The following is a 20509-nucleotide window of genomic DNA, read 5'->3' as shown; positions in this document are numbered from 1 at the left end:
CAATCAACCACTATTTCTCAAACCCGCCGCAATCCCATTGATCGACAAATGAATGCCCGTGCGGGCCGCCGCATCCTGTTTTCCTTCGCGGAAACGCTGCAGCAGCTCCACCTGCACGTGGTTCAGCGGGTCGATATACGGGAAACGGTTGCGGATAGACCGCTGCATCAGCGGGTTGGCTTGTTGCAACTCTTCCTGGCCCGTGATCAGCTTCAAGGCTTCCAGCGTGGCCGCGTATTCGGCGCGGATGCGCGTGAAGATGGCGTCGCGCAGGGCCTTGTCCTTGACCAGTTCGGCATACTTGCCGGCAATGGCGATGTCGCTCTTGGCCAGGACCATATCCATGTTCGACAGCAGGGAGGTGAAGAATGGCCAGTCCGTGTACATGCCGCGCAGCACGTCTGCGCCGCCGGCAGGATGGGCGGCCAGGTAAGCTTGCACGGCGGAACCAAAACCGAACCAGCCCGGCAGCATCAAACGGCATTGCGCCCAGCTCAAGACCCAGGGAATGGCGCGCAAATCCTCGATCGAGGTCGATTTCTTGCGCGAGGCGGGGCGGCTGCCGATGTTCAGCGCGGCAATTTCCGCAATCACCGTCGATTCCCAGAAGTACTGCTCAAAACCGTCCGTACCGTACACCAGGTCGCGGTAGGCGTTCAGTGCCGTGCCAGACAGCTCTTCCATGGCAGCCAGGTGGCCGGCGCCAGCCGAGGCGCTCGGCTGCAGCTGCGCTTGCGGCAGCAGGGTCGACTGGATGGTGGCAGCGACCAGCACTTCCAGGTTGCGCCGCCCCACTTCCGGGTTGGCATACTTGGCCGTGATGACTTCGCCCTGCTCCGTCAAGCGGATTTGCCCTTGCACGGCGCCCGCTGGCTGGGCCAGGATGGCTTCGTAGCTGGGGCCGCCGCCGCGACCGACGGAGCCGCCGCGGCCGTGGAACAATCGCAGCTTGATCTGATGCTGCTTGAAAACCGTCACCAGTTCGATCTCGGCCTTGTAGAGTTCCCAGCCGGACGTCAAAAAGCCGCCGTCCTTGTTGCTGTCCGAATAACCGAGCATGACTTCCTGCTGGTCGCCGCGCGAAGCGAGCAAGCCGCGGTAGAACGGCAAGCCGAACGCGCGCGCCATGATGGCGGGCCCGGCGCGCAAGTCGTCGATGGTTTCAAACAGGGGGATGATGTTGACGTCCACTTCCAGGCTGTCCTGGCGCAGCAAGCCCACTTCTTTCAGCAGCAAGGCCACTTCCAGCAAGTCCGAGACGCTGGCCGCCTTCGAAATGATGCAGTTCGGCACCGATTCGCGGCCGTACTTGACGTGGGCTTCGCGCACGGCGCGGAAAATGTCGAGCTCGGACGTGGTTTCCTCGGAATACTGCGCATACGGCGAGGTCAACAGGCGCGGCGAGTCCAGCTCGGCCAGCAGCAAGGCGATGCGCTGCTCTTCGTCCAGGTCCGTGTAGACCAGGCTAGGCTGCACGCCGGCAAACAGTTCACCCACGACGCGCTCGTGCACGTCGGAATTCTGCCGCAAATCGAGCGGCGCCAGCGAGAAGCCGAAGACCTTGACGGCGCGGCGCAGCTGGCGCAAACGGCCCCGTGCCAGCGCGCGCAAGCCATTGCTGACCAGCGAATGCTGCACCACGTCCAGGTCGGCCAGCAGTTCAAAGGCCGAAGCATACGGCTGCACGTTGTCGGCCTGCTTGCCCTTGCCTGCAAGAACGACACGCGTAGCATCGAGGCGCGCGTGGATGCCATGCAGGGCGCGGCGGTACGGCTCGTCGACCCGGTGTGGCGAGGCATCGGCCGAGCGTTCGGCCAGCGCGCGCAGCGGTTCGCTGCAGGCGTTCAATATTTGCGCCAGCGACAGTTGCGAAGCGAGCTTGCGCAATTCGCCCAGGTAAAAGTCGAGCACCTTGTCGGCCTGCGCTTGCAGGGTGCTGCGCAGGATCTCGGCCGTGACGAAAGGATTACCATCCCGGTCGCCGCCGATCCAGCTGCCTACTTTCATGAAATTGGGCAATTCCACATCTTCCCAGCGAGCATCGCGCTGGGCCAGCATGGTTTCCAGCGAGGAATACAATTTGGGCAGTTCGCGCAAGATCGTGTGGTCGTAGAACGACAGGCCATTGGCCACTTCATCCATGACGGACAGTTTGCTCGTACGCAACAAGCGCGTCTGCCACAGGGTGACGATGCCGCGCCCCAGCGCTTCTTCGTTCTGCTCGGCTTCCTCGGGCGTCATTTGCACGCGGTCGCGCTCGCTCAACAGGCGCGCGATCGCCATCTGGCAATTCTGGATGCTCTTGCGCTGCACTTCGGTCGGATGGGCCGTGAAGACGGGGCTGACAAACGCATCGTCAAAGAACGCTTCGAGCGCATCGGCCTGGCCGGCGTCGAGCACATTGCCCACCGCATGGCTGAGGCTACCCTGGCGCGGCGGCGAACCGGCGATCAAATGGGCGCGCGTACGACGGATGTGATGTTGATCTTCAGCAATATTGGCCAACAGCGAGAAATAACTGAAGGCGCGTATCAATTGGGTGGTTTCCTCCTGCGACAGCGCTTGCAGCGCGTCCGACAGTTGCACGCGGGCAGCCTGGTCATTGTCGCGGCGGAAACGGATGGCCAGCTGGCGCACGTGTTCGATGCGCTCAAAAGCAGGATCGCCCAGGTGATTGCGGATGGCGTCGCCCAGCAGACGGCCCAATTGGCGGATATCGCTGCTCAGCAGCTCGTCTTTCACTTCATTCATTTGCATGGTATTCATTTCCTGGGGCGGCCACAGTGCTGGCACCGCACAGATTGTGTAGTACGCGTTCCCCGGCTCGGGAAACGCCCATCGTCCAATTTGTAGTAAATTTACCTTATTGTTTCACCATCCTCTTGATTTTAATCAATCAAATCCATGCTCAAAGGGCTTTTCAGGGCGTACAAGCTGTTTATTGGGTCAATAATATGAAAATTTACTACGCATTTGAATGAAAGGCAACCAACTTTTGTCTTTAGCGGCGGAAATGTGACGCCGCAATGCGCAATGCGCTGGCTCTGGCTAGGCGCTCTCCTGTATGCTGGCGGCTTGAAACAAGCATGTATTCCACATCTTTACCTATTCCACTTCCGATGCGACTGACTGCTTACACCGACTATACCCTGCGCACCTTGATGTACCTGGGCGCGCACCGCGACCGGCTCGTGACCATCCAGGACATTGCCGACTTGCATTCCATCTCGAAAAATCACTTGATGAAGGTGGTGCATCAGCTGGGCTTGTCCGGCATCGTGGAAACCGTGCGCGGACGCAACGGCGGCCTGCGCCTGGCGCGCGACCCGGCCGAGATCAATATCGGCACCGTGGTGCGCGAAACGGAAAACGATTTTTTCATGGCGGAATGCTTTAATACAGACAACAATACCTGTCCGCTGACGCCGGATTGCCAGCTGAAGGCCAAGCTGGGCCAGGCCACGGGGGCATTCCTGGCCGTGCTCGATAGCGTGACCCTGGCATCGATCCTGGCACCGGTCCAGAACGCGCCAGCGCTGGCGGCAGGCGTCATTCCCTTGCACCTAAAAAAGTAAACGCTGTCGCCAAAAACAACAATGCCCGGCGAACCGGGCATTGTGTTTTTTAACAGCGACGAATCAGATCAATGCGCGCTGGCGCCAGCGGCGCCGATGCCCGTTTCCGAACGCATCTGCTGCGCTTCGTAACCGGCACGGTCGATGCGCGCACGGGGGCTGCGATCGAGCACCGAGAACAGCCAGATACCGACAAAACCTGCCGTCATCGAGAACAGCGCCGGCGAAGCGTACGGGAACAGCGCTTCGCCATGGCCCAGCACGTCGACCCACACGGACTTCGACACGACCGTCAGGCCCACCGCCGTGATCAAGCCCATGAAGCCGCCGATGGTGGCGCCCCGCGTGGTGCAATCCTTCCACAGCACCGACATGAACAGTACGGGGAAGTTGGCCGAGGCGGCAATGGCAAAGGCCAGCGAGACCATGAAGGCGATGTTTTGCTTCTCGAACACGATGCCCAGTACCACGGCAATGATGCCCAGCACGATGGTGGTCACGCGCGAGACCTTCAGTTCGTTCGCGCCCGTCGCCTTGCCCTTCTTGAACACAGTGGCATACAAGTCATGCGAGACGGCCGAAGCGCCCGACAGGGTCAGGCCAGCGACGACGGCCAGGATGGTGGCAAACGCCACGGCCGACATGAAGCCGAGGAAAACGTCGCCGCCCACGGCCTTGGCCAGATGCACGGCCGCCATGTTGTTACCGCCCAGCAATTTGCCGGCAGCATCCTTGAACTCAGGATTGGTGCTCACCAGCACGATGGCGCCAAAACCGATGATGAAGGTCAGGATGTAGAAGTAAGCGATCCAGGTGGTGGCCCAGAACACGGATTTGCGCGCTTCCTTGGCATTTGGCACGGTGAAGAAACGCATCAGGATGTGCGGCAGGCCGGCCGTACCGAACATCAGCGCCATGCCGAAGGAAATGGCCGAGATCGGGTCCTTGATGAAGCTGCCTGGGCCCATGATGGCTTCCTTGGTGGCATGCACTTCCACGGACTTGGCAAACAGCGCTTCCGGGCTGAAATTAAATTGTGCCAGCACGGCAATGGCCATGAAGCTGGCACCGCCCAGCAGCATCACCGCCTTGATGATCTGCACCCAGGTGGTGGCCGTCATGCCGCCAAACAGCACGTAAATCATCATCAGGGTACCGACCAGCACGACGGCGATCCAGTATTCCAGGCCGAACAGCAGCTTGATCAGCTGGCCCGCGCCGACCATCTGCGCGATCAGGTAAAAGGCCACGACGACCAGGGTGCCGGAGGCCGAGAAAATGCGGATCGGCGCCTGCTTGAAGCGGTAGGCAGCCACGTCGGCAAAGGTGTAGCGGCCCAGGTTGCGCAGGCGCTCGGCCATCAAGAAGGTAATGATGGGCCAGCCCACCAGGAAGCCGATGGCGTAGATCAGGCCATCGTAGCCATTCAGGAACACCGCGGCGGAAATGCCGAGGAAGGATGCGGCCGACATGAAGTCACCGGCAATGGCCAGGCCATTCTGGAAGCCTGTGATGCCGCCGCCGGCCGTGTAGAAATCGGAAGCCGACTTGGTCTTCGCAGCCGCCCACTTGGTGATGAACAGGGTAAAGATGACGAAGGCGGCGAACATGCTGATCGCCGTCCAGTTGGTGGGCTGTTGCTGCACCTGACCCAGGTCCGGGCCGGCAGCGAACACGCTGCTGCTGGCGCCAGCAGCCAGTAATGTCAAAGCGGTCAAGGCGGCCAAGGCTGCCAAGCCGGAGCGTTTGCGCTGGATCAATGTGGCGCCGTTCATGCCTGCACCCGCGCATGGATGGCCTGGGTCAGCTCGTCGTACTGCTTGTTGGCGCGGCGCACATAGATGCCGGTCACGAGCACGGTAAACAGGATGACGAACAAACCGATCGGCATGCCCCAAGTCATCACGCCATCACCGGTTTTGGTGGCAAGAAATTCTTTATTGAAAGCAATCAACAGGATGTAGCCGTAATACACCAGCATCATCAGGCCCGTCAGCGCCCAGCCGAAGCGCGAGCGCACCTTGACCAGCTGATGATAGTTGGGATCGCTCTTGATTTTTTGAACTAAATCGTCATGCATTGTGTTGCCTCCTGTTATGTAAAAGCCTGCTCTTTTTTGAGCTTGGATTCACAGTACAGGGCGAGGCTTACCCGCCCCTTACGGCGGGCGTATTTCTCGCAAGGCCAACACAATGCATACAGGAAACAACGTCAGTTCAATGCGGCAGCAGGTCCGAAGAATTCATGATGCGTCTGCTGCTCGGGCACGCCCAGTTCGCGCAGATATTGCTTGACGGCGCGCATGAAGGGCTGCGGTCCCAGGAAATACGCATCGACGTCGCGCGATACGGGCAGCCAATTATTCAGGCTCTCTTTATTCAGCAGGCCGACCGCATCGGGCGCGCCCTGTTCGCCGCCATGTTCCGCGTAGCAGTAATAGCGCTTGAGTTGCGGATGCTGCGCGGCCAGTTCGTCGATCTGCGCGCGGAATGCATGCACGCCCTGGTGGCGCGCCGCGTGGATGAAATGCACGGGACGCTTGCCGCGCAAAGCTGCCGTCAGCATGGCCAGGGTCGGCGTGATGCCCACGCCACCGCTGATCAGCACCAGCGGCTTGTCGCTGTCATGCAGCACGAAGTCGCCCGATGGCGGCGTCAGCTGCACGGTGCCGCCCGCCTGCACCTGGTCGTGGAAGTAATTGGAGACCTTGCCGCCTTGCTCGCGCTTGACGCTGATGCGGTAAGTCTGGCCATTGCTGGCGGCCGACAGCGAATACTGGCGGCGCATGGGCACGCCATCGACGGTGGCCACCACGCCGATATATTGACCTGGCGCGAAGTCCAGCACGGCCTGGCCATCGGCGGGCGCCATCAAAAAGGAGGTGATCTCTTCGCTTTCCACGACCTTGCCTTGCACGATAAAGTCGCGCGCGCCGCTCCAGCCGCCTGGCGCCTGTGCTTTCTCTTTATAGATGCGCCCTTCCTCGCCGGCCAGGATGTCGGCCAGCTGGCCGTAGGCCGCGCCCCAGGCGTCGATGACGGCGTCGCTGGCCACTTCCGCGCCCAGCACTTCGCGAATCGCCTGCAGCAGGCTGGCACCCACCAGCGGATAGTGTTCGGCGCGGATTTGCAGGGCCACATGCTTGTTGACGATAGTTGCGACCAGGTCGCCCAGCGCATCGAGCTTGTCGATATGTTTGGCATACATCAACACGCCATTGGCCAGCGCGCGCTGCTGCTCGCCGCTATGCTGGTGCGCCTGGTTAAAGTACGGCAGCACTTCGGGATGGTCGCGGAACAGGTTCTTGTAGAAATGGCGGGTCAGCGTCTCGCCGCCCTGCTCGAGGATGGGGACGGTGGCGGTGATGATGGCGCGTTGTGCTTGGGTCAGCATGTGTAACTCCTGTGTCAGGTGAAAATATTCAGTTACGCCAAAGATTCAATGGCGGGATAAAGATCGTGGTCTTCGCGCCGCATGCGCTGGTACAGCGCGTGCAGCACGCTATTGGCTTCGCTGCGGAAGGCTTCGGGCGCGGCTTCCAGGCGCACGGGGCTGTTCCAGCGGCCGGCAAATTCCAGGTAGGCGCCGGCGATGCCGTGCATCTCGCTTTCGTATTGGCGCCCCAGCTGGGCCACGCTGGCCACGCCGCATGCCTGCGCGGCCGGATACAGATAGCGCTGCTCGACAGCCAGGTGCAGCTTGATCAAGCCGCTCATGGCGATGATCTGGCTGGCAATCGCCGGCGCCTGCACTGCGACACCGCCGCGCGCCAGCTGGCGCAAATCATCAATGGCGGCCAGGATGGCCAGGTGCTGCTGTTTGAATTTGTCGATATTCATGGCGTTCTTTTCTTGCTCTCTTGTTGCGTGATGCCAGTGTAGCGGAATTCGCTTAAACATGCAAATCATATACATCTTTAAGGCGTGCCGGCATGACAGGACTGGCAATGCTGGACAACTGCACGCAATAATGCTTCGGCTATAATCGGGCCGTGCGAATCGCCGCAATTTCGGGCCACCTGGCATGCGCAATTGCCGCAACAAACAATGCGCAATGGTGCTGCTGCACCTTTTTCAAAGGCCGCCGCAGGATGACCGTGTTGCGCGCATCGCTTCCGCCTGCCTGGCGCTACCTTCCTGGATCCATGACATGAAAACCCGCACGCCACTGCTGCGCATCACCGTGATACTGGGCGCCCTGCACGCCCTGCTGGGCTGGCTGCTGCTGCCATCGCTGCCCATCGGCGAGGCCGGCTGGCTGCTCGGCGGCCTGGTCTTGCTGGCCTCGACCATGCTGATACCAATGACGATCTTCGCGCGCACAGTCACCGGCGATGGGCGCCTGGCAGACCGCCTGAGCTGGGCCGGCTCGCTGTGCATGGGCTTTTTTTCCTCGCTGTTCGTGCTGGCCGTGCTGCGCGAACTGCTGATGCTCATACCAGTTGCGCGAGCGCACGCGCAGGTGTCCGCCGTGACCGTTTTGCTCCTGGCGCTGCTGGCCACCGTTGTCGGCTTCATCAACGCCCGCCGCGTGGCGCGCGTGCGCGAGGTGACGGTGCCGATTGCGGGCCTACCGGCCGCCCTGCACAACTTCACCATCGTGCAGCTGAGCGACATCCACGTGGGCGCCACCATCAAGCGGGCCTACGTGGAGGCCATCGTGGCGCGCGCCAACGGCCTGCAGGCAGACATCATCGCCATCACGGGCGACGTGGTCGACGGCACGGTGGCGCAACTGGGCGCGCATACATCCCCCTTGGGCGTTTTAAAGGCGCGGCACGGCGTCTTCCTGGTGACGGGCAACCACGAATACTATTCGGGCGCCGCGCCATGGGTGGCGGAATTTCGCCGCCTGGGCCTGCGCGTGCTGATGAACGAACACACCGTGCTTGAACACGACGGCGCGCGTTTGGCGCTGGCCGGCGTGACCGACTACAACGCGGCCTCCTTTGATCCCGATCAACGCAGCGACCCGCAAGGCGCCATCGCCGGCGCGCCTATCGGCATTCCACGTATCCTTCTGGCGCACCAGCCGCGCAGCGCGCCCGAGGCAGAAGCGGCCAGCTACGACCTGCAGCTGTCGGGCCACACGCACGGCGGCCAGTTCTGGCCATGGAACCTGTTCGTGCCGCTGCAGCAGCCCTACGTGGCCGGCCTGCACCGGCGCGGCAAACTGTGGATTTACGTCAGCCGCGGCACCGGCTACTGGGGCCCGCCGAAACGCATCGGCGCGCCGGCAGAGATTACGCGCTTGAGACTGGTGGCGGCATGAGTGTCAATGGCGGTGTATGATGGCTGACGTTCAACTTGGCCAGAGCGCGCCGCGACCACATCGGATGCAACAGATCGATATCAAGGATCTCCACGTATTCGTGGCGATCTATACCTTGCGCAGCGTCTCGCAGGCAGCGCTCAGCCTTGGCCTGTCGCAACCGACCGTGTCATTCAATCTCGCCAAGCTGCGCGAACATTACCAGAACCCCCTGTTCGTGCGTTCGCCGGCAGGCATGGAACCGACCGCATTTGCCACCGCACTGCACGCCAGCGCCGTCGGCATGCTGGCTGCGTTCGATACCGTTGCGAGGCAGCGCAATGCCTTCGACCCTGCCCTGTCCCGGCAGACCTTCCGCATCGCCATGACGGACCTGAGCCAGATTGTCCTGCTGCCCGGCCTGCTGACGCGCCTGCGCAGCATGGCACCTGGCGTGGCCATACGCATCGTGCCGATCAACGAACACACGGCCGACATGCTCGAATCGGGCGATACCGACCTGGCCGTGGGCTTCATGCCGCAGCTCGATGCCGGCTTCTACCAGCAAAAATTGCTCACCCAGCGTTATGTCGGGCTGGTGGCGCTCGACCATCCCCGCATGCCGCCACAGCCATCCATCGGCGATTACCTGGGCGAGGGCCATGTGCTGGTGAGCACTTCCGGCACCGGCCACGCGGTAGTCGAACGCATGCTGCAGGGCCACGGCCAGCGCCATATCGTGCTCGAAGTGCCCAGCTACCTGGGCCTGGCCAGCATCATCGGCAAGACTGACTTGCTGGCAACCGTGCCGCAACGCCAGGCGGACCTCGTCGGCGATGATGCGCTGGTGCGGCAATTTCCCCTGCCTTTCGCCATTCCCGACTATCAGATCAAGCAGCACTGGCACGAACGCAACCACCATGACGCAGCGCACCGCTGGCTGCGCACGCAACTGACTGAACTGTTCCTGGAACGCTCGCCGGCAGCACGGCTCGGCGAGGATACCCCGCACGTCGCCAAACCAGTATAGAAAAATTCGATAAGCCCCATAGAGCGGGCTTTATGGACGGCGTGCGCCCTCCTGCCCATACTGGACACAACAAGAAACGACCGGCCCCAGCGCCGGCACCATCCATGTGCGCCGGCAAGAAAAATACCAGCAATGGCTAGCGCCCATCCCATTGGAGACAGTGTGGCGCCTGCGCGCCACAGGAGACAAGACGTGATCAATTCCCCCTCGCATGTGGCCGATACCCGCCAGTTGGCGGCCGACCCTGAAAATGCCACTTTTTCACTGATTACGCGGCGCATCATTCCGCTCGTGTTCATTGCCTACTTGCTCGCGTACCTGGACCGCATCAACGTCGGTTATGCCCAGCTACAAATGCAAAGCGCGCTGGGCTTCTCGGACATCGTGTACGGCGTCGGCGCTGGCGTTTTTTTCATCAGTTACCTGCTAATGGAAGTGCCCAGCAACATGCTGTTCGAGCGCATCGGCGCGCGGCTCACCTTCTTGCGCATCATGGTGCTGTGGGGCCTGACCTCGGCGGCCATGATGTTCGTGCAAACGCCCCTGCAATTCTATGCGCTGCGCTTCCTGCTCGGCATCTTCGAGGCGGGGTTTTTCCCAGGCGTCATACTTTACCTGAGCTACTGGTATCCCAGCGCGCGGCGCGCCAAGATCACGGGCCTGTTCCTGTTCTCGCTGCCAGTCGCCGGCGTGCTGGGCGGCCCTCTCTCCGGCTGGATCCTCAGCCACATGAATGGCGTCTCCGGCCTCGGCGGCTGGCAATGGCTGTTCCTGCTGGAAGGCTTGCCATCGGTTGCCTTCGGCATCGTCTGGTATTGCCTGTCGTCCAACGGACCGCAAGACGCCCCCTGGCTCAGCACGGCGCAAAAACAGTTGGTCGCCGCCTCGCTGGCGGCAGACCAGCCTGCCGGCAAGGGCCATGGCCGCCTGAAAGACGCGTTTACAGACAAGCGCGTATATGTACTGGGTCTGATTTTCTTCAGCAACTTTTGCGGCGTCTACACCTTCAGTTTCTGGCTGCCGACCATCATCAAATCGCTGGGCGTGACTGACGTGGGGCACATCGGCACGCTGTCGCTGATCCCGTATGTCTTCGGCGCCCTCGGCATGCTGCTGCTGTCGCGCAGCTCCGATGCTTACCGCGAACGCCGGCTGCACATCGCGCTGCCCAGCATCGCCGGCGCCCTCGCCCTGTCCGCCAGCACCCTGCTGCCGGCCTCGCTGACGCTGTCGCTGATCATGCTGTCGCTCGCCGCCTTCGGCATCATGGGCTCGGCAGCCGTGTTCTGGGCCGTGCCGCCCACGTACCTGAGCCACAAGACGCGGGCGCCGGGCATTGCGTTGATCAGTTCGATCGGGGCCCTGGGCGGCTTCGTCAGCCCGACCTTGATCGGCATCGTCAAAAGCTACACGGGCAGCCTGACCTACGGCCTGTACTTCATGAGCGCCGTGCTGTGCGCCGGCGCGGTGCTGGCCTTGGTGGCGCTGCCGGCCGCCGCGCTGCGCGTCGGCAAGGTTGCCGGCAGCAAGACCTGAGTGCGCCGCCAGTAACCCGCTGACACCCTTTCTTCCCGCATGGCCAGGAGGTCTTCCTGGTCATCAACACTATCGAGGCATGCCATGTTCCATAAAGAAAAGCTGGTGCGTTTCCAGCATTGCGATCCTGCCGGGATCGTCTTCTTCCCCCAGTACTTGATACTCTTCCATGAACTGATGGAAGACTGGTTCAACGAAGGCTTGGGCGGCGATTATGCCGATTTCATCCTGCATCGCAAGATGGGACTGCCGATCGTCAAGCTCGAATGCGAATTCATGGCGCCCAATTCGATGGGCAGCCTGCTCGACATGCGCCTCGAAGTCAAACAGCTCGGCAATAGCTCGCTCACGATCAAAGTCAGCGCCCACAAGGATGGCCGCGAATGCGTGCGCGCTACCTTGAAGGTGGTCCACACATCGCTGGCCGAATTGCGCTCGGTGCCGTTTCCGCCCGAGCTGCGCTCAGCCATCCAACAATTTCAATCGCCGGCACAGTAACAGCACTACACTCAGGAGACCATCATGGCAAAAAGAAAAGTCATCATCACTGTGGCGCCTACGGGCGGCATGGCAAGCAAGCAACAAAATCCGCATCTGCCGACCCAGCCGGACGAAATCGCCGCCGACGTCATCGAATGCTATAACGCCGGCGCCAGCGTCGTGGCGCTGCATGCGCGCCGCCCCGACGACGGCGCCACCTGCGATGCGGCCATCTACCGCAGAATGAATGAGGCGATCCGCGCGAAATGCGACATCATCATCAATAACTCGACCGGCGGCGGTGTCAGCGGCGACATGATCAAGCAGATCGACGACGGCTTCTGGGAGATCGATTTCGAGCAGCGCCTGAAAGGGCTCGATGCCGGCGCCGAAATGTGCACGCTCGATTCGCACACCATCATCGCCAGCTTTGGCGGCAAGGAACTGCTGCTCAACACGGCGCCGTCGCGCTGCCTCGAGCTGGCCAAGCGGATGCAGGAAAAGGGCATCAAGCCCGAATGGGAAGTCTTCAATCCCGCGCACATCCTGCAAGACATGAGTACCTTGATCGCCGCTGGCTTCGACGTGGCGCCGTTTTATTGCAATATCGTCATCGGCGCGGAAAAAGGCTTCCAGGGCGGCTTGCCCTATACACCGCAAATCCTGCAGATGATGGTCGACCTGCTGCCGAAGGATTCGCTGTTCTGCGTCAGTGCGATCGGTGCCAAGCAATTGCCAGCAACGGTGCATGCACTGCTGCTGGGAGGCCACGTGCGCGTGGGCCTGGAAGACAACCTGTATTACCGGCATGGCGAATTGTCGACCAACGTCGCGCAAGTCGAGCGTATCGTGCGCATCATCCGCGAACTGGACATGGAACCGGCGACGCCGGCCGAGGCACGTGTCATGATGGGCTTACCGCGCAGTGACACGCATGTCAAACCCCAATTCGCGATGCCTTGAGATTGACGCTGTAATCGCACGCGGCGCACACGGCAAGAAACCTGTCCCTGGACAGCTTGGAACCGTTCGTATTATCTAAAAGGAAATACCATGCACACCAAACTAAAAGCGCTTTCTCTCGCCGTATCCGCCATCGCCGGGTTGGGGTTCAGCCACATCGCCAGCGCGCAAATCTCCGGCGATACTGTCAAGATTGGCTTTGTCACCGACATGTCAGGCCCGTTTGCCGATACGGATGGGGCCGGCGGCGTCGTGGCCATGAAAATGGCAATCGCAGATTTTGGCGGCACAGTCAATGGCAAGAAAATCGAACTGTTGACCATTGACCATCAGAACAAGGCCGATATTGCCTCTTCCAAGGCGCGCGAATGGATAGACGTGCAAGGCGTCGACGTCCTGATCGCAGGAACCAATTCGGCGGCGAGCCTTGCAATGGCAAAAATCGCTGAAGAAAAAAAGAAACCATTTTTTTCGATTGGCGCAGGCAGTGCGCGCCTGACCAACGAAGCGTGCTCACCGTACACCATCCATTATGCCTATGACACTGTGGCGCTGGCGCGGGGAACCGGCACCGCCGTCGTCAAGCAAGGCGGCAAGAGCTGGTATTTTGTGACCGCCGATTATGCATTCGGTACGTCACTGGAAAGTGAGACAAGCAAGGTGGTGAAGGCCGCCGGCGGTACGGTGCTCGGTTCGTCCAAGCATCCGCTGGCGGCTGCCGATTTCTCGTCGTTCCTGCTGCAAGCGCAGAGTTCCAAGGCGCAGGTGCTGGGCTTGGCCAACGCCGGCGAGGATGCGGTCAATGCGGTCAAGGCCGCCAACGAATTCGCCATTGGCAAATCGATGAAGGTCGCCGGGCTCATATTTGTCATCAACGATATCCATGCGCTGACGCTGCGTATTGCTCAAGGCATGTACCTGACCGACAGCTGGTACTGGGACATGAATCCTGACACGCGCGCATGGGCCCAGCGCTATTTCGCCAAGATGAAAAAGATGCCCTCCAGCTTCCAGGCAGCCGATTACTCGGCAGTGACGCAATATCTTGCGGCCGTCAAAGCAACTGGCACCGATGACGCCGACAAAGTAATGGCGTATTTGAAAAGCAAAAAGCTTAACGACATGTATGTCAAGGACGGCTATGTCCGGGCGGATGGTCGCATGGTTAACTCGATGTTCCTGATGCAAGTAAAGACACCCGCAGAATCGAAATATCCATGGGATTACTACAAGGTGCTGCAAACCATCCCAGGCGAACAAGCTTATACGACTAAATCCGAATCCAAATGTGGTCTGTGGAAATAATCCACTTGCCGTCTTTTCAGGAAGCGCAAGTCGAGCGGATGATGCGCATCATCCGCGAACTGAACATGGAACCGGCGACACCGGCCGCCGCCCGGAATTTCCTATGGTATAAGCGTTATTTGCGCTCAACTCAGTTTAACAAGGAGCGACTATGGCCCTACGCGCACTGATCACCGCCGGCGCCAGCGGCATAGGCCTGGCGATCGCCAAATCGCTGGCCGCCGATGGCACGCGCGTGCATATTGCCGATGTCAACGCGCAGGCCGTCAAGGAGGTCACCGCAGCCCATCCGCTGATCACCGGATCGGTCACCGACATCAGCGATGCGCAAGCCGTCAAACGCCTGTTCGACGATGTGCGCGCCCAGCTTGGCGGCCTCGACATCCTGGTCAACAATGCGGGCCTGTCCGGCCCCACAGCCAGCGTCGCCGACTACGATCCGGCCGCCTGGCTATCGACCATCAATGTCAACCTGAACGGCACCTTCTACGTGACGCAGCAGGCGATTCCACTGCTGAAGGAATCGAGCCAGGGGTCGATCATCATCATGTCGTCGCTGGCCGGCCGTTTTGGCTACCCCAACCGTTCGGCATACTCCACCACCAAGTGGGGCCTGGTCGGCTTTGCCAAGACCTTGTCGCTGGAACTGGGACCGCTCGGCATCACCTGCAACACCATCCATCCCGGCGCCGTCGACGGGCCACGGCTGATGAACGTGTTCGAAGGCCGCGCCCAGGTTTCTGGCAAGACGGTGCAGGAAGAAGTGGACGCCGCCTTGCAAAACCAGGCCGTCAAGCGATTCATCGATCCGCAGGATATCGCCGAACTGGTGAAGTTCCTGTGTGGCAAGCATGCGCGCACCATCTCCGGCCAGTCCTTCCCCATCGACGGCGACTCGAAGGCTACGCAGTAACTGGCCTGCCCGTGCAGCGCGCCGATCGGATCGCTCAATCAGGCCGCATCTGCGCGGCGAAATCGCGCTGGCGAAACTGCTCGATCAGGAAATCGACGAATACGCGCGTCTTGGCGGGCAAGAGCTTCTTGCTGGGATAGTACACGGACAAGGGGCCGGAATCGGCATGCCAGCCGGGCAGCAGCCTGATCAGGGCGCCGCTGCGCAAGTGGGCCAGCGCGTGCGGCATGGGCAGCAGCGCCACGCCGACGCCCATGATGGCTGCCTGCGCCATCGCTTCGGGGTCGTCAAAGATGACGCGCGGCCGGCATTCGGCCACGCCTTCGCCACCCTGGCCGTCGCGCAGTACCCAACTGCGCAAGCGCCCGCTGCCGGCCGAGCGGCGCGCCACGCCATCGAATAGCGCCAGGTCCAGCGGATGCGCGGGCATGGTTTTGCCGCGCATGAAGGCTGGGGAGGCCGTGGCGACGATATGCGCATGTCCCAGTTCGCGCGCCACCACGCCGGGCGTCAGCTCGATGCCGCCGCCGATGGCAACGTCAAAGCCTTCGCCGATCAAGTCCACCTGGAGGTTGTCAAAATGGCAGTCAGGGATCACGCCCGGGTAGCGCTCGATGAAGTCGCCCAGCAGAGGCACCACATAGCTACGTCCGAACGACGGTGCCATGCTGATTTTCAGCACGCCGGCAGGCTGGCCACCCTCTTCGGCCACACCGGCGATCGCCTCACGCAGGGTCGCCAGAGCGCCGCCAATCTGCTGCAGGAAGCGCTCGCCCCCTTCCGTCAGGGTCAGGCGGCGCGTGCTGCGCTGGAACAGCCGCAATCCCAGGCTCGCCTCCAGGCGCGCCACGTTCTTGCTGACGGCAGCCGGCGTCAGGCCCAGGCGGCGCGCGGCCGCCGAAAAGCTGCCCATCTCGGCCGACAGCACAAATGATTGCAAGTGATTGAGTGCATCCATGCCCTATTCTACTTGCTCATTTGATAGTACTGGTTGAAAGTGATTGTAGCGATTCATGGCTACCGCGCATGCAATGAAAGGCAGATACTGGCCTTCCTGACTCGCCACCCACAGAAAGCACATCATGCAAACCACTTCCACCACTGCTGCCACCTCCCTGCCCTTGCTGGGCAAGATCGCCTTTATCACGGGCGGCTCGCGCGGCATCGGCGCGGCCATCGTGCTCCGCCTGGCCAGCCAGGGCGCCACCACCGTCTTCACCTATCAACGTGCCGCTGCCGAAGCACAGGCGCTGGCCGCCACGGTGGAAGCGGCCGGCGGCAAGGCGCTGGGCGTGCAAGCCGATGCGGCCGACGCAGCAGCCCTGCAAGCGGCCATCGACAAGGTGGCGGCGCAGTTTGGCCGCATCGATATCCTCGTCAACAACGCGGGCGTGTTCCTGCCGGGCGCCATCGACGATTTTTCGCTGGAAGACTTCGACAAGACGCTGGCCATCAATGTGCGCGCCGTGTTCGTGGCCATCAAGGCGGCCGTGCCGCACATGCAGTCGGGCGGGCGCATCATCAACATCGGCAGCACGAATGCGCACCGCATGCCATTTGGCGGCGCGGCCGCCTACGCCATGAGCAAATCGGCACTCAGCGGCCTGACGCAAGGCCTGTCGCGCGACCTGGGACCGCGCGGCATCACCATCAACAACGTCGAACCGGGCCCGGTCGCCACCGACATGAATCCGCCCACGGGCGACTTCGCCGACCTGATGCACGGCCTGATGGCCCTGCCCCGCCACGGCACGGCCGATGAAATCGCCGGCATGGTGGCCTACCTGGCCAGCGCGGAAGCAGCGTTCGTCACGGGCGCCGGGCTGAAGATCGATGGCGGCTTTGCCGCGTAAACGAAAAAAGCCGGCTGCAAGGCAGCCGGCTTCTGGGACTTACTCCATTACTGCGTTACGCCGCCTTGCGCCGGCGGCCGCGCCACCACAGCAGCAAGGCCAGCAGCACCAGCACGCCGACGATGATGCCGGCGCGAGCCAGGCCGATCAGGTTCGAGGCAGGGCCGCCGTTGCGCAAGGTCGTTACCTGTTCCGCCGTGACCTTGACGTCTGGATTGCCGTACATCTTCTGCACGTAATTACCCAAGGTAACAATCTGCTCGTCCGACAAGGTTTGGCGGAAGGCCGGCATGACATATCCTGCAGCGTGGCCAGCAGCATGGCTAGCCTTGCCATCCTGGCGTTCCACGCCATCGAGGATGGCCATCACCAGGTTGTTGCTGTTGCTGCGGCCCGTCACCGAGTTATGGAACAGCGATGGCAAGGTGCCGTCGACACTACCCTCGCCCTTGGCATGGTGGCAGCTGGCGCATTGCGCATCGTACAGCTGCGCGCCTGACATTTTGTTCAGGTTCTGCGGCAGCGGCACGCCACGAATCGCGCCCAGCTCGTTCCCAGGCTGGCCCCATTGCGTCACCGGTTTCGTGTCCGCCGCATCACGTACGGCTGGCACGCTCTTGACGTAATGCGCGATGGCGTTCAGGTCGGCGTCGCTCAAGTGCTTCAGGCTATGGTCGATGGCTTCGGCCATCGGTCCGGCAGCCTGCGCCTTGTTTGCCGCGCGGCCAGTACGCATGTAGTCGACCAGGTCTTGCTGGCTCCAGGCACCCACGCCGCTGTTCACGTCCGAGGTGATGTTCGGCGCATACCAGGTGCCCAGGTCGGCGCCGCCCAGTTCCTTTGACAGTTGCTCTGCCATCAGCGCATTGCGCGGTGTATGGCAGGTGGTGCAGTGGGCCAGGCCTTGCGCCAGGTAGGCGCCGCGGTTCCACTCCATGCTCTTGGACGCGTCAGCGACGAACGGCTTCTTGTCGAGGAACAGCATGTTCCAGCCCGACATCGACAGACGGATGTTGAACGGGAACGGCAAGTCCGTCTGCTTCGCCGGCGCCGCATCGACCGCTGCCACGCCATGCATGAAGTAATCATACATGGCCGCCGTATCGGCGTCGCTCACCTTGGCATACGCCGTGTAGGGCATGGCCGGGTACAGGTTGGCGCCGTCGGCGCGCACGCCGTGGCGCACCGCGCTTGAAAACTGCGCCAGCGTGTAGTTGCCGATACCATGCGTCTTGGACGGCGTGATATTGGTTGCAACAATGGCGCCGAGTGGCGTGGCCAAGGACAGGCCACCTGCCATCGGCTTACCACCAGGCACGCTATGGCAGGCGATGCAGTCGCCTGCCGTGGCCAGGTAGCGGCCCCGTTCGATCGCCGCCGCATCGGGCACGGCCGTGTCGGCGGCCAGCACCGGCATGGCCACGAGGGACAGCAGTGCCGCGCCTGCCGCCATTTTGAAGGTCGCCATCATGCTTTTGCTCCCTGTTCGTCGAGGATGTGCTTGACGGTGCGCAAGGCCACGGCCAGGCCGTTTTCGGTCGAGTTACAAGTGCCCGAGGTGGGCAGCACGCCGGTACTGCACAAGAACAGGTTCGCGTGGTCAAACGTGCGGCCCCACTGGTCGCAGACCGCCTTGGCCGGATCGGAACCCATCGACAGCGTACCGCAGATATGCTGGTTGTTGGCAAATACGCCTTCCTTACTGTGACGCAAGTTGGTGCCGCCCATCAGCTTGGCGATCTGCTCGAAATCCTGCTTCGAGCGCTCGTGGCCGCGCTTGGTGTAGTCGGCGATCGAATAGTGCGCCTGCGGCTTGGGGATGCCCATGGCATCTTTTTCGCTGCTGAGGGCAATGCGGTTTTCCGGATTCGGCAGCACTTCGAGCACGTTCTTCAGGCTCATTTCGCGCGCCGAGCGGAAACGCAGCTGCTGTTCGAACTCTTCGCCAAAGACGCCCTTGCCGATCAATTCCTTCGACGCGCCATCGACGCGCGAAATGTTCGTGAAGTCCAGGCGGTACGGCGAATGCTGGCTGCGGAAGTCGCCATCGCGCATGGTGTTGATCGAGTTGGGGCTTTGCGGGCCCCGGCCCAGCCACAGGTCTTCATCGGCGTCGAAGGTGATCGAGGTACTCGGATGGTCCATCAGGTTGCGGCCCACCATGTCGCTGCTGTTGGCCAGGCCCTTCGGATACTTGTCCGAGGCGGAGACGAGCAGCAGGCGTGGGCTTTCGATACCGTTGGCGGCCAGGATGAAGGTCTTGGCAGTGACGCGGTGGCTCTTCTTGTCCACGTCGTAATACAGCGCAGCGGTGATGCGGCCCTGCTCGTCGTGCTCAAGCTTGTACACATTGGCGTTACACACGATCTTGACGCCGGCATCTTCTGCCTGCACCGCGGCGATGCCGCCGTGGTATTGCGCATCGATGGGGCAGATCGGCTGGCAGCTGTTGTTGCCGCAGCAGGCCGGGCGGCCATCGTAGCTGACGCTGTTGCGCGCCACGGTGTTGCCCACCACTTTATATGATGGATCGAGGCGTTCGCGGATGCGGCGCATCGCAAACGGCTCCGTCACCGGTTCCATCGGGAAGGCCTGCTTGCGCGGCGAACCGGTGTTGTCGGCGCCCGAGACGCCCATGATTTCTTCGGCTTCCTGGTAGAACGGCTCCAGGTCTTCATAGCTGATCGGCCAGTCGACGCCCACGCCATACAAGGTATGGATGCGGAAGTCGTTCGGCACATTGCGCCAGGCCTGCGCGGCCCAGTGCCACGAGGTGCCGCCGAACTGGCGGATGTATTCGGCCGGGTAGGGATACGGGCCGGCCTGCACCAGATGGCCATTATCCTTCGGCGCGTAGATCGGGTGCGGCGCCGTGGCGACCGACGGATACGGCGACATCCAGTCGCTGCGGCGCGTCGTGTTGCGGAAACGCGCGACGATTTCGCCGCGCGAGACGCGCGGACCTGCTTCCAGGATCAGCACCGAGGCGCCGGCCAGCGCGAGCTTGCGCGCTGCCAGGGAGCCGATGATGCCGGAACCGATCACGAGGTAATCGGCAGAGAGTTGTTCAGCCATGATGGCTCCTTAAATTGGTTTTCTTGCCCAGCTGCCGTAGGCGCCGTAGGAATACGTGGGGGGGACAAGCACGTCGGCGACGACGGCCGCGTTCAGCGCCTCTTCGTAGGCCACGCATACTGCCGCTTCGCCGGTGCCGACGATGCCCAGGTACCAGCCGCTGGCGATCTGGCGCGGTACTGCAGCGAGCTTCGATTCGGCAGCATCAAGCGCAGCCTGGATGTTTGCGCTCGTCAAGCCCTCGGCATTGATCAGCGTCAGCAGCGCGCGCACGTTGGCCGGAAAGGCAGCGTCTTGCGCTACCAGCGCCTTGTAAATGCGCGTGGCCAGGCCTGGTTCGAGCACCTGGCGCCCTACCAGCACGGCCGATACGGCCAAAAAGGCACCCTGCTCCGCATCGGCGACCGGCTCGGCCAGCGCCCAGGGAATCAGGGCTGCGGCCGAAGCCGACAGCAAACCGGCCAGCACCATGCGGCGGCCGGGATTGAAAGGGCTCTTGCCCTTGTTATTTGTAGCGTCCAATTGAAGC

The 20509-nt window shown here is 61.9% G+C and carries 18 protein-coding genes; 9 read left to right on the top strand and 9 right to left on the bottom strand.

From position 1 onward, the window contains the following. Nucleotides 1-3 precede the first annotated feature (3 nt). Nucleotides 4-2757 carry a phosphoenolpyruvate carboxylase gene (ppc, locus tag ACQ4W6_RS17185; protein ID WP_436568386.1) on the bottom strand — a complete coding sequence of 918 codons (2754 nt, stop codon included), beginning with the start codon at nucleotides 2755-2757 and terminating at the stop codon, nucleotides 4-6. Nucleotides 2758-3119: 362 nt separating this feature from the next. Between ppc and ACQ4W6_RS17180 the strand changes: the two genes are divergently transcribed. Beyond that, nucleotides 3120-3575 carry an RrF2 family transcriptional regulator gene (locus tag ACQ4W6_RS17180; RefSeq protein WP_436568385.1) on the top strand — a complete coding sequence of 152 codons (456 nt, stop codon included), beginning with the start codon at nucleotides 3120-3122 and terminating at the stop codon, nucleotides 3573-3575. 68 nt (nucleotides 3576-3643) lie between these two features. On the opposite strand, the gene ACQ4W6_RS17175 is transcribed toward ACQ4W6_RS17180, so the two are convergent. The 4 genes from ACQ4W6_RS17175 to ACQ4W6_RS17160 all read right to left on the bottom strand — a co-directional run bounded on the left by ACQ4W6_RS17175 (nucleotide 3644) and on the right by ACQ4W6_RS17160 (nucleotide 7414). After that, nucleotides 3644-5350, bottom strand: a complete 1707-nt coding sequence (locus tag ACQ4W6_RS17175) for a cation acetate symporter (protein WP_436568384.1) — start codon at nucleotides 5348-5350, stop codon at nucleotides 3644-3646. After that, a complete protein-coding gene (locus ACQ4W6_RS17170; protein WP_436568383.1) occupies nucleotides 5347-5655 on the bottom strand; it encodes a DUF485 domain-containing protein in 309 nt (102 codons plus the stop codon). The genes ACQ4W6_RS17175 and ACQ4W6_RS17170 overlap by 4 nt, the downstream gene beginning before the upstream one ends. Nucleotides 5656-5786: 131 nt before the next feature. After that, entirely contained in the window at nucleotides 5787-6968 is a 1182-nt protein-coding gene (gene hmpA / locus ACQ4W6_RS17165; protein WP_436568382.1) for an NO-inducible flavohemoprotein, read from the bottom strand. 32 nt (nucleotides 6969-7000) lie between these two features. Further along, nucleotides 7001-7414: a hemerythrin domain-containing protein gene (locus ACQ4W6_RS17160; RefSeq protein WP_436568381.1), complete on the bottom strand. Its 414-nt coding sequence runs from the start codon at nucleotides 7412-7414 to the stop codon at nucleotides 7001-7003. Between the two features lie 310 nt (nucleotides 7415-7724). Between ACQ4W6_RS17160 and ACQ4W6_RS17155 the strand changes: the two genes are divergently transcribed. The 7 genes from ACQ4W6_RS17155 (at nucleotide 7725) to ACQ4W6_RS17125 (ending at nucleotide 15052) form a co-directional block, all read left to right on the top strand. Beyond that, complete coding sequence (locus tag ACQ4W6_RS17155; RefSeq protein ID WP_436568380.1) at nucleotides 7725-8846, top strand: metallophosphoesterase; 1122 nt, start codon at nucleotides 7725-7727, stop codon at nucleotides 8844-8846. 64 nt (nucleotides 8847-8910) lie between these two features. Further along, a complete protein-coding gene (locus ACQ4W6_RS17150; protein ID WP_436568379.1) occupies nucleotides 8911-9855 on the top strand; it encodes a LysR family transcriptional regulator in 945 nt (314 codons plus the stop codon). A gap of 192 nt (nucleotides 9856-10047) precedes the next feature. Beyond that, the gene (locus ACQ4W6_RS17145) at nucleotides 10048-11391 is read left to right on the top strand and encodes an MFS transporter (RefSeq protein ID WP_436568378.1); all 1344 of its coding nucleotides are present in this window, start codon (nucleotides 10048-10050) and stop codon (nucleotides 11389-11391) included. Nucleotides 11392-11475: 84 nt separating this feature from the next. Continuing rightward, nucleotides 11476-11889: an acyl-CoA thioesterase gene (locus tag ACQ4W6_RS17140; RefSeq protein WP_436568377.1), complete on the top strand. Its 414-nt coding sequence runs from the start codon at nucleotides 11476-11478 to the stop codon at nucleotides 11887-11889. A gap of 24 nt (nucleotides 11890-11913) precedes the next feature. Continuing rightward, entirely contained in the window at nucleotides 11914-12834 is a 921-nt protein-coding gene (locus ACQ4W6_RS17135; protein WP_436568376.1) for a beta-keto acid cleavage family enzyme, read from the top strand. Between the two features lie 90 nt (nucleotides 12835-12924). Beyond that, nucleotides 12925-14139, top strand: coding sequence for an ABC transporter substrate-binding protein (locus ACQ4W6_RS17130; RefSeq protein ID WP_436568375.1), 1215 nt, complete (start codon nucleotides 12925-12927; stop codon nucleotides 14137-14139). Nucleotides 14140-14290: 151 nt separating this feature from the next. Beyond that, entirely contained in the window at nucleotides 14291-15052 is a 762-nt protein-coding gene (locus tag ACQ4W6_RS17125) for an SDR family oxidoreductase (protein WP_436568374.1), read from the top strand. A gap of 34 nt (nucleotides 15053-15086) precedes the next feature. Here the strand turns inward: ACQ4W6_RS17125 and ACQ4W6_RS17120 are convergent, their stop codons facing one another. Continuing rightward, on the bottom strand, nucleotides 15087-16010 hold the full coding sequence (locus tag ACQ4W6_RS17120) for a LysR family transcriptional regulator (protein WP_436568373.1): 924 nt from the start codon (nucleotides 16008-16010) through the stop codon (nucleotides 15087-15089). 124 nt (nucleotides 16011-16134) lie between these two features. On the opposite strand from ACQ4W6_RS17120, the gene ACQ4W6_RS17115 reads away from it, so the two are divergent. After that, nucleotides 16135-16905 (top strand): SDR family oxidoreductase, encoded by a 771-nt coding sequence (locus ACQ4W6_RS17115; RefSeq protein WP_436568372.1) that lies wholly within the window; start codon nucleotides 16135-16137, stop codon nucleotides 16903-16905. Between the two features lie 55 nt (nucleotides 16906-16960). Here ACQ4W6_RS17115 and ACQ4W6_RS17110 read toward each other — a convergent pair whose 3' ends face one another. The 3 genes from ACQ4W6_RS17110 to ACQ4W6_RS17100 are packed head-to-tail and all read right to left on the bottom strand — an operon-like array spanning nucleotide 16961 to nucleotide 20502. Continuing rightward, nucleotides 16961-18376, bottom strand: coding sequence for a c-type cytochrome (locus ACQ4W6_RS17110; RefSeq protein ID WP_436568371.1), 1416 nt, complete (start codon nucleotides 18374-18376; stop codon nucleotides 16961-16963). Then, complete coding sequence (locus ACQ4W6_RS17105; RefSeq protein WP_436568370.1) at nucleotides 18373-19980, bottom strand: GMC family oxidoreductase; 1608 nt, start codon at nucleotides 19978-19980, stop codon at nucleotides 18373-18375. The genes ACQ4W6_RS17110 and ACQ4W6_RS17105 overlap by 4 nt, the downstream gene beginning before the upstream one ends. Before the next feature lie 9 nt (nucleotides 19981-19989). Next, nucleotides 19990-20502 (bottom strand): sugar dehydrogenase complex small subunit, encoded by a 513-nt coding sequence (locus ACQ4W6_RS17100; protein WP_436568369.1) that lies wholly within the window; start codon nucleotides 20500-20502, stop codon nucleotides 19990-19992. Nucleotides 20503-20509 lie beyond the last annotated feature (7 nt).

It is taken from the genome of Janthinobacterium woesei (assembly GCF_051380875.1).
GTDB lineage: Bacteria > Pseudomonadota > Gammaproteobacteria > Burkholderiales > Burkholderiaceae_D > Janthinobacterium.
This window is presented reverse-complemented; position numbering and strand designations above follow the sequence as displayed.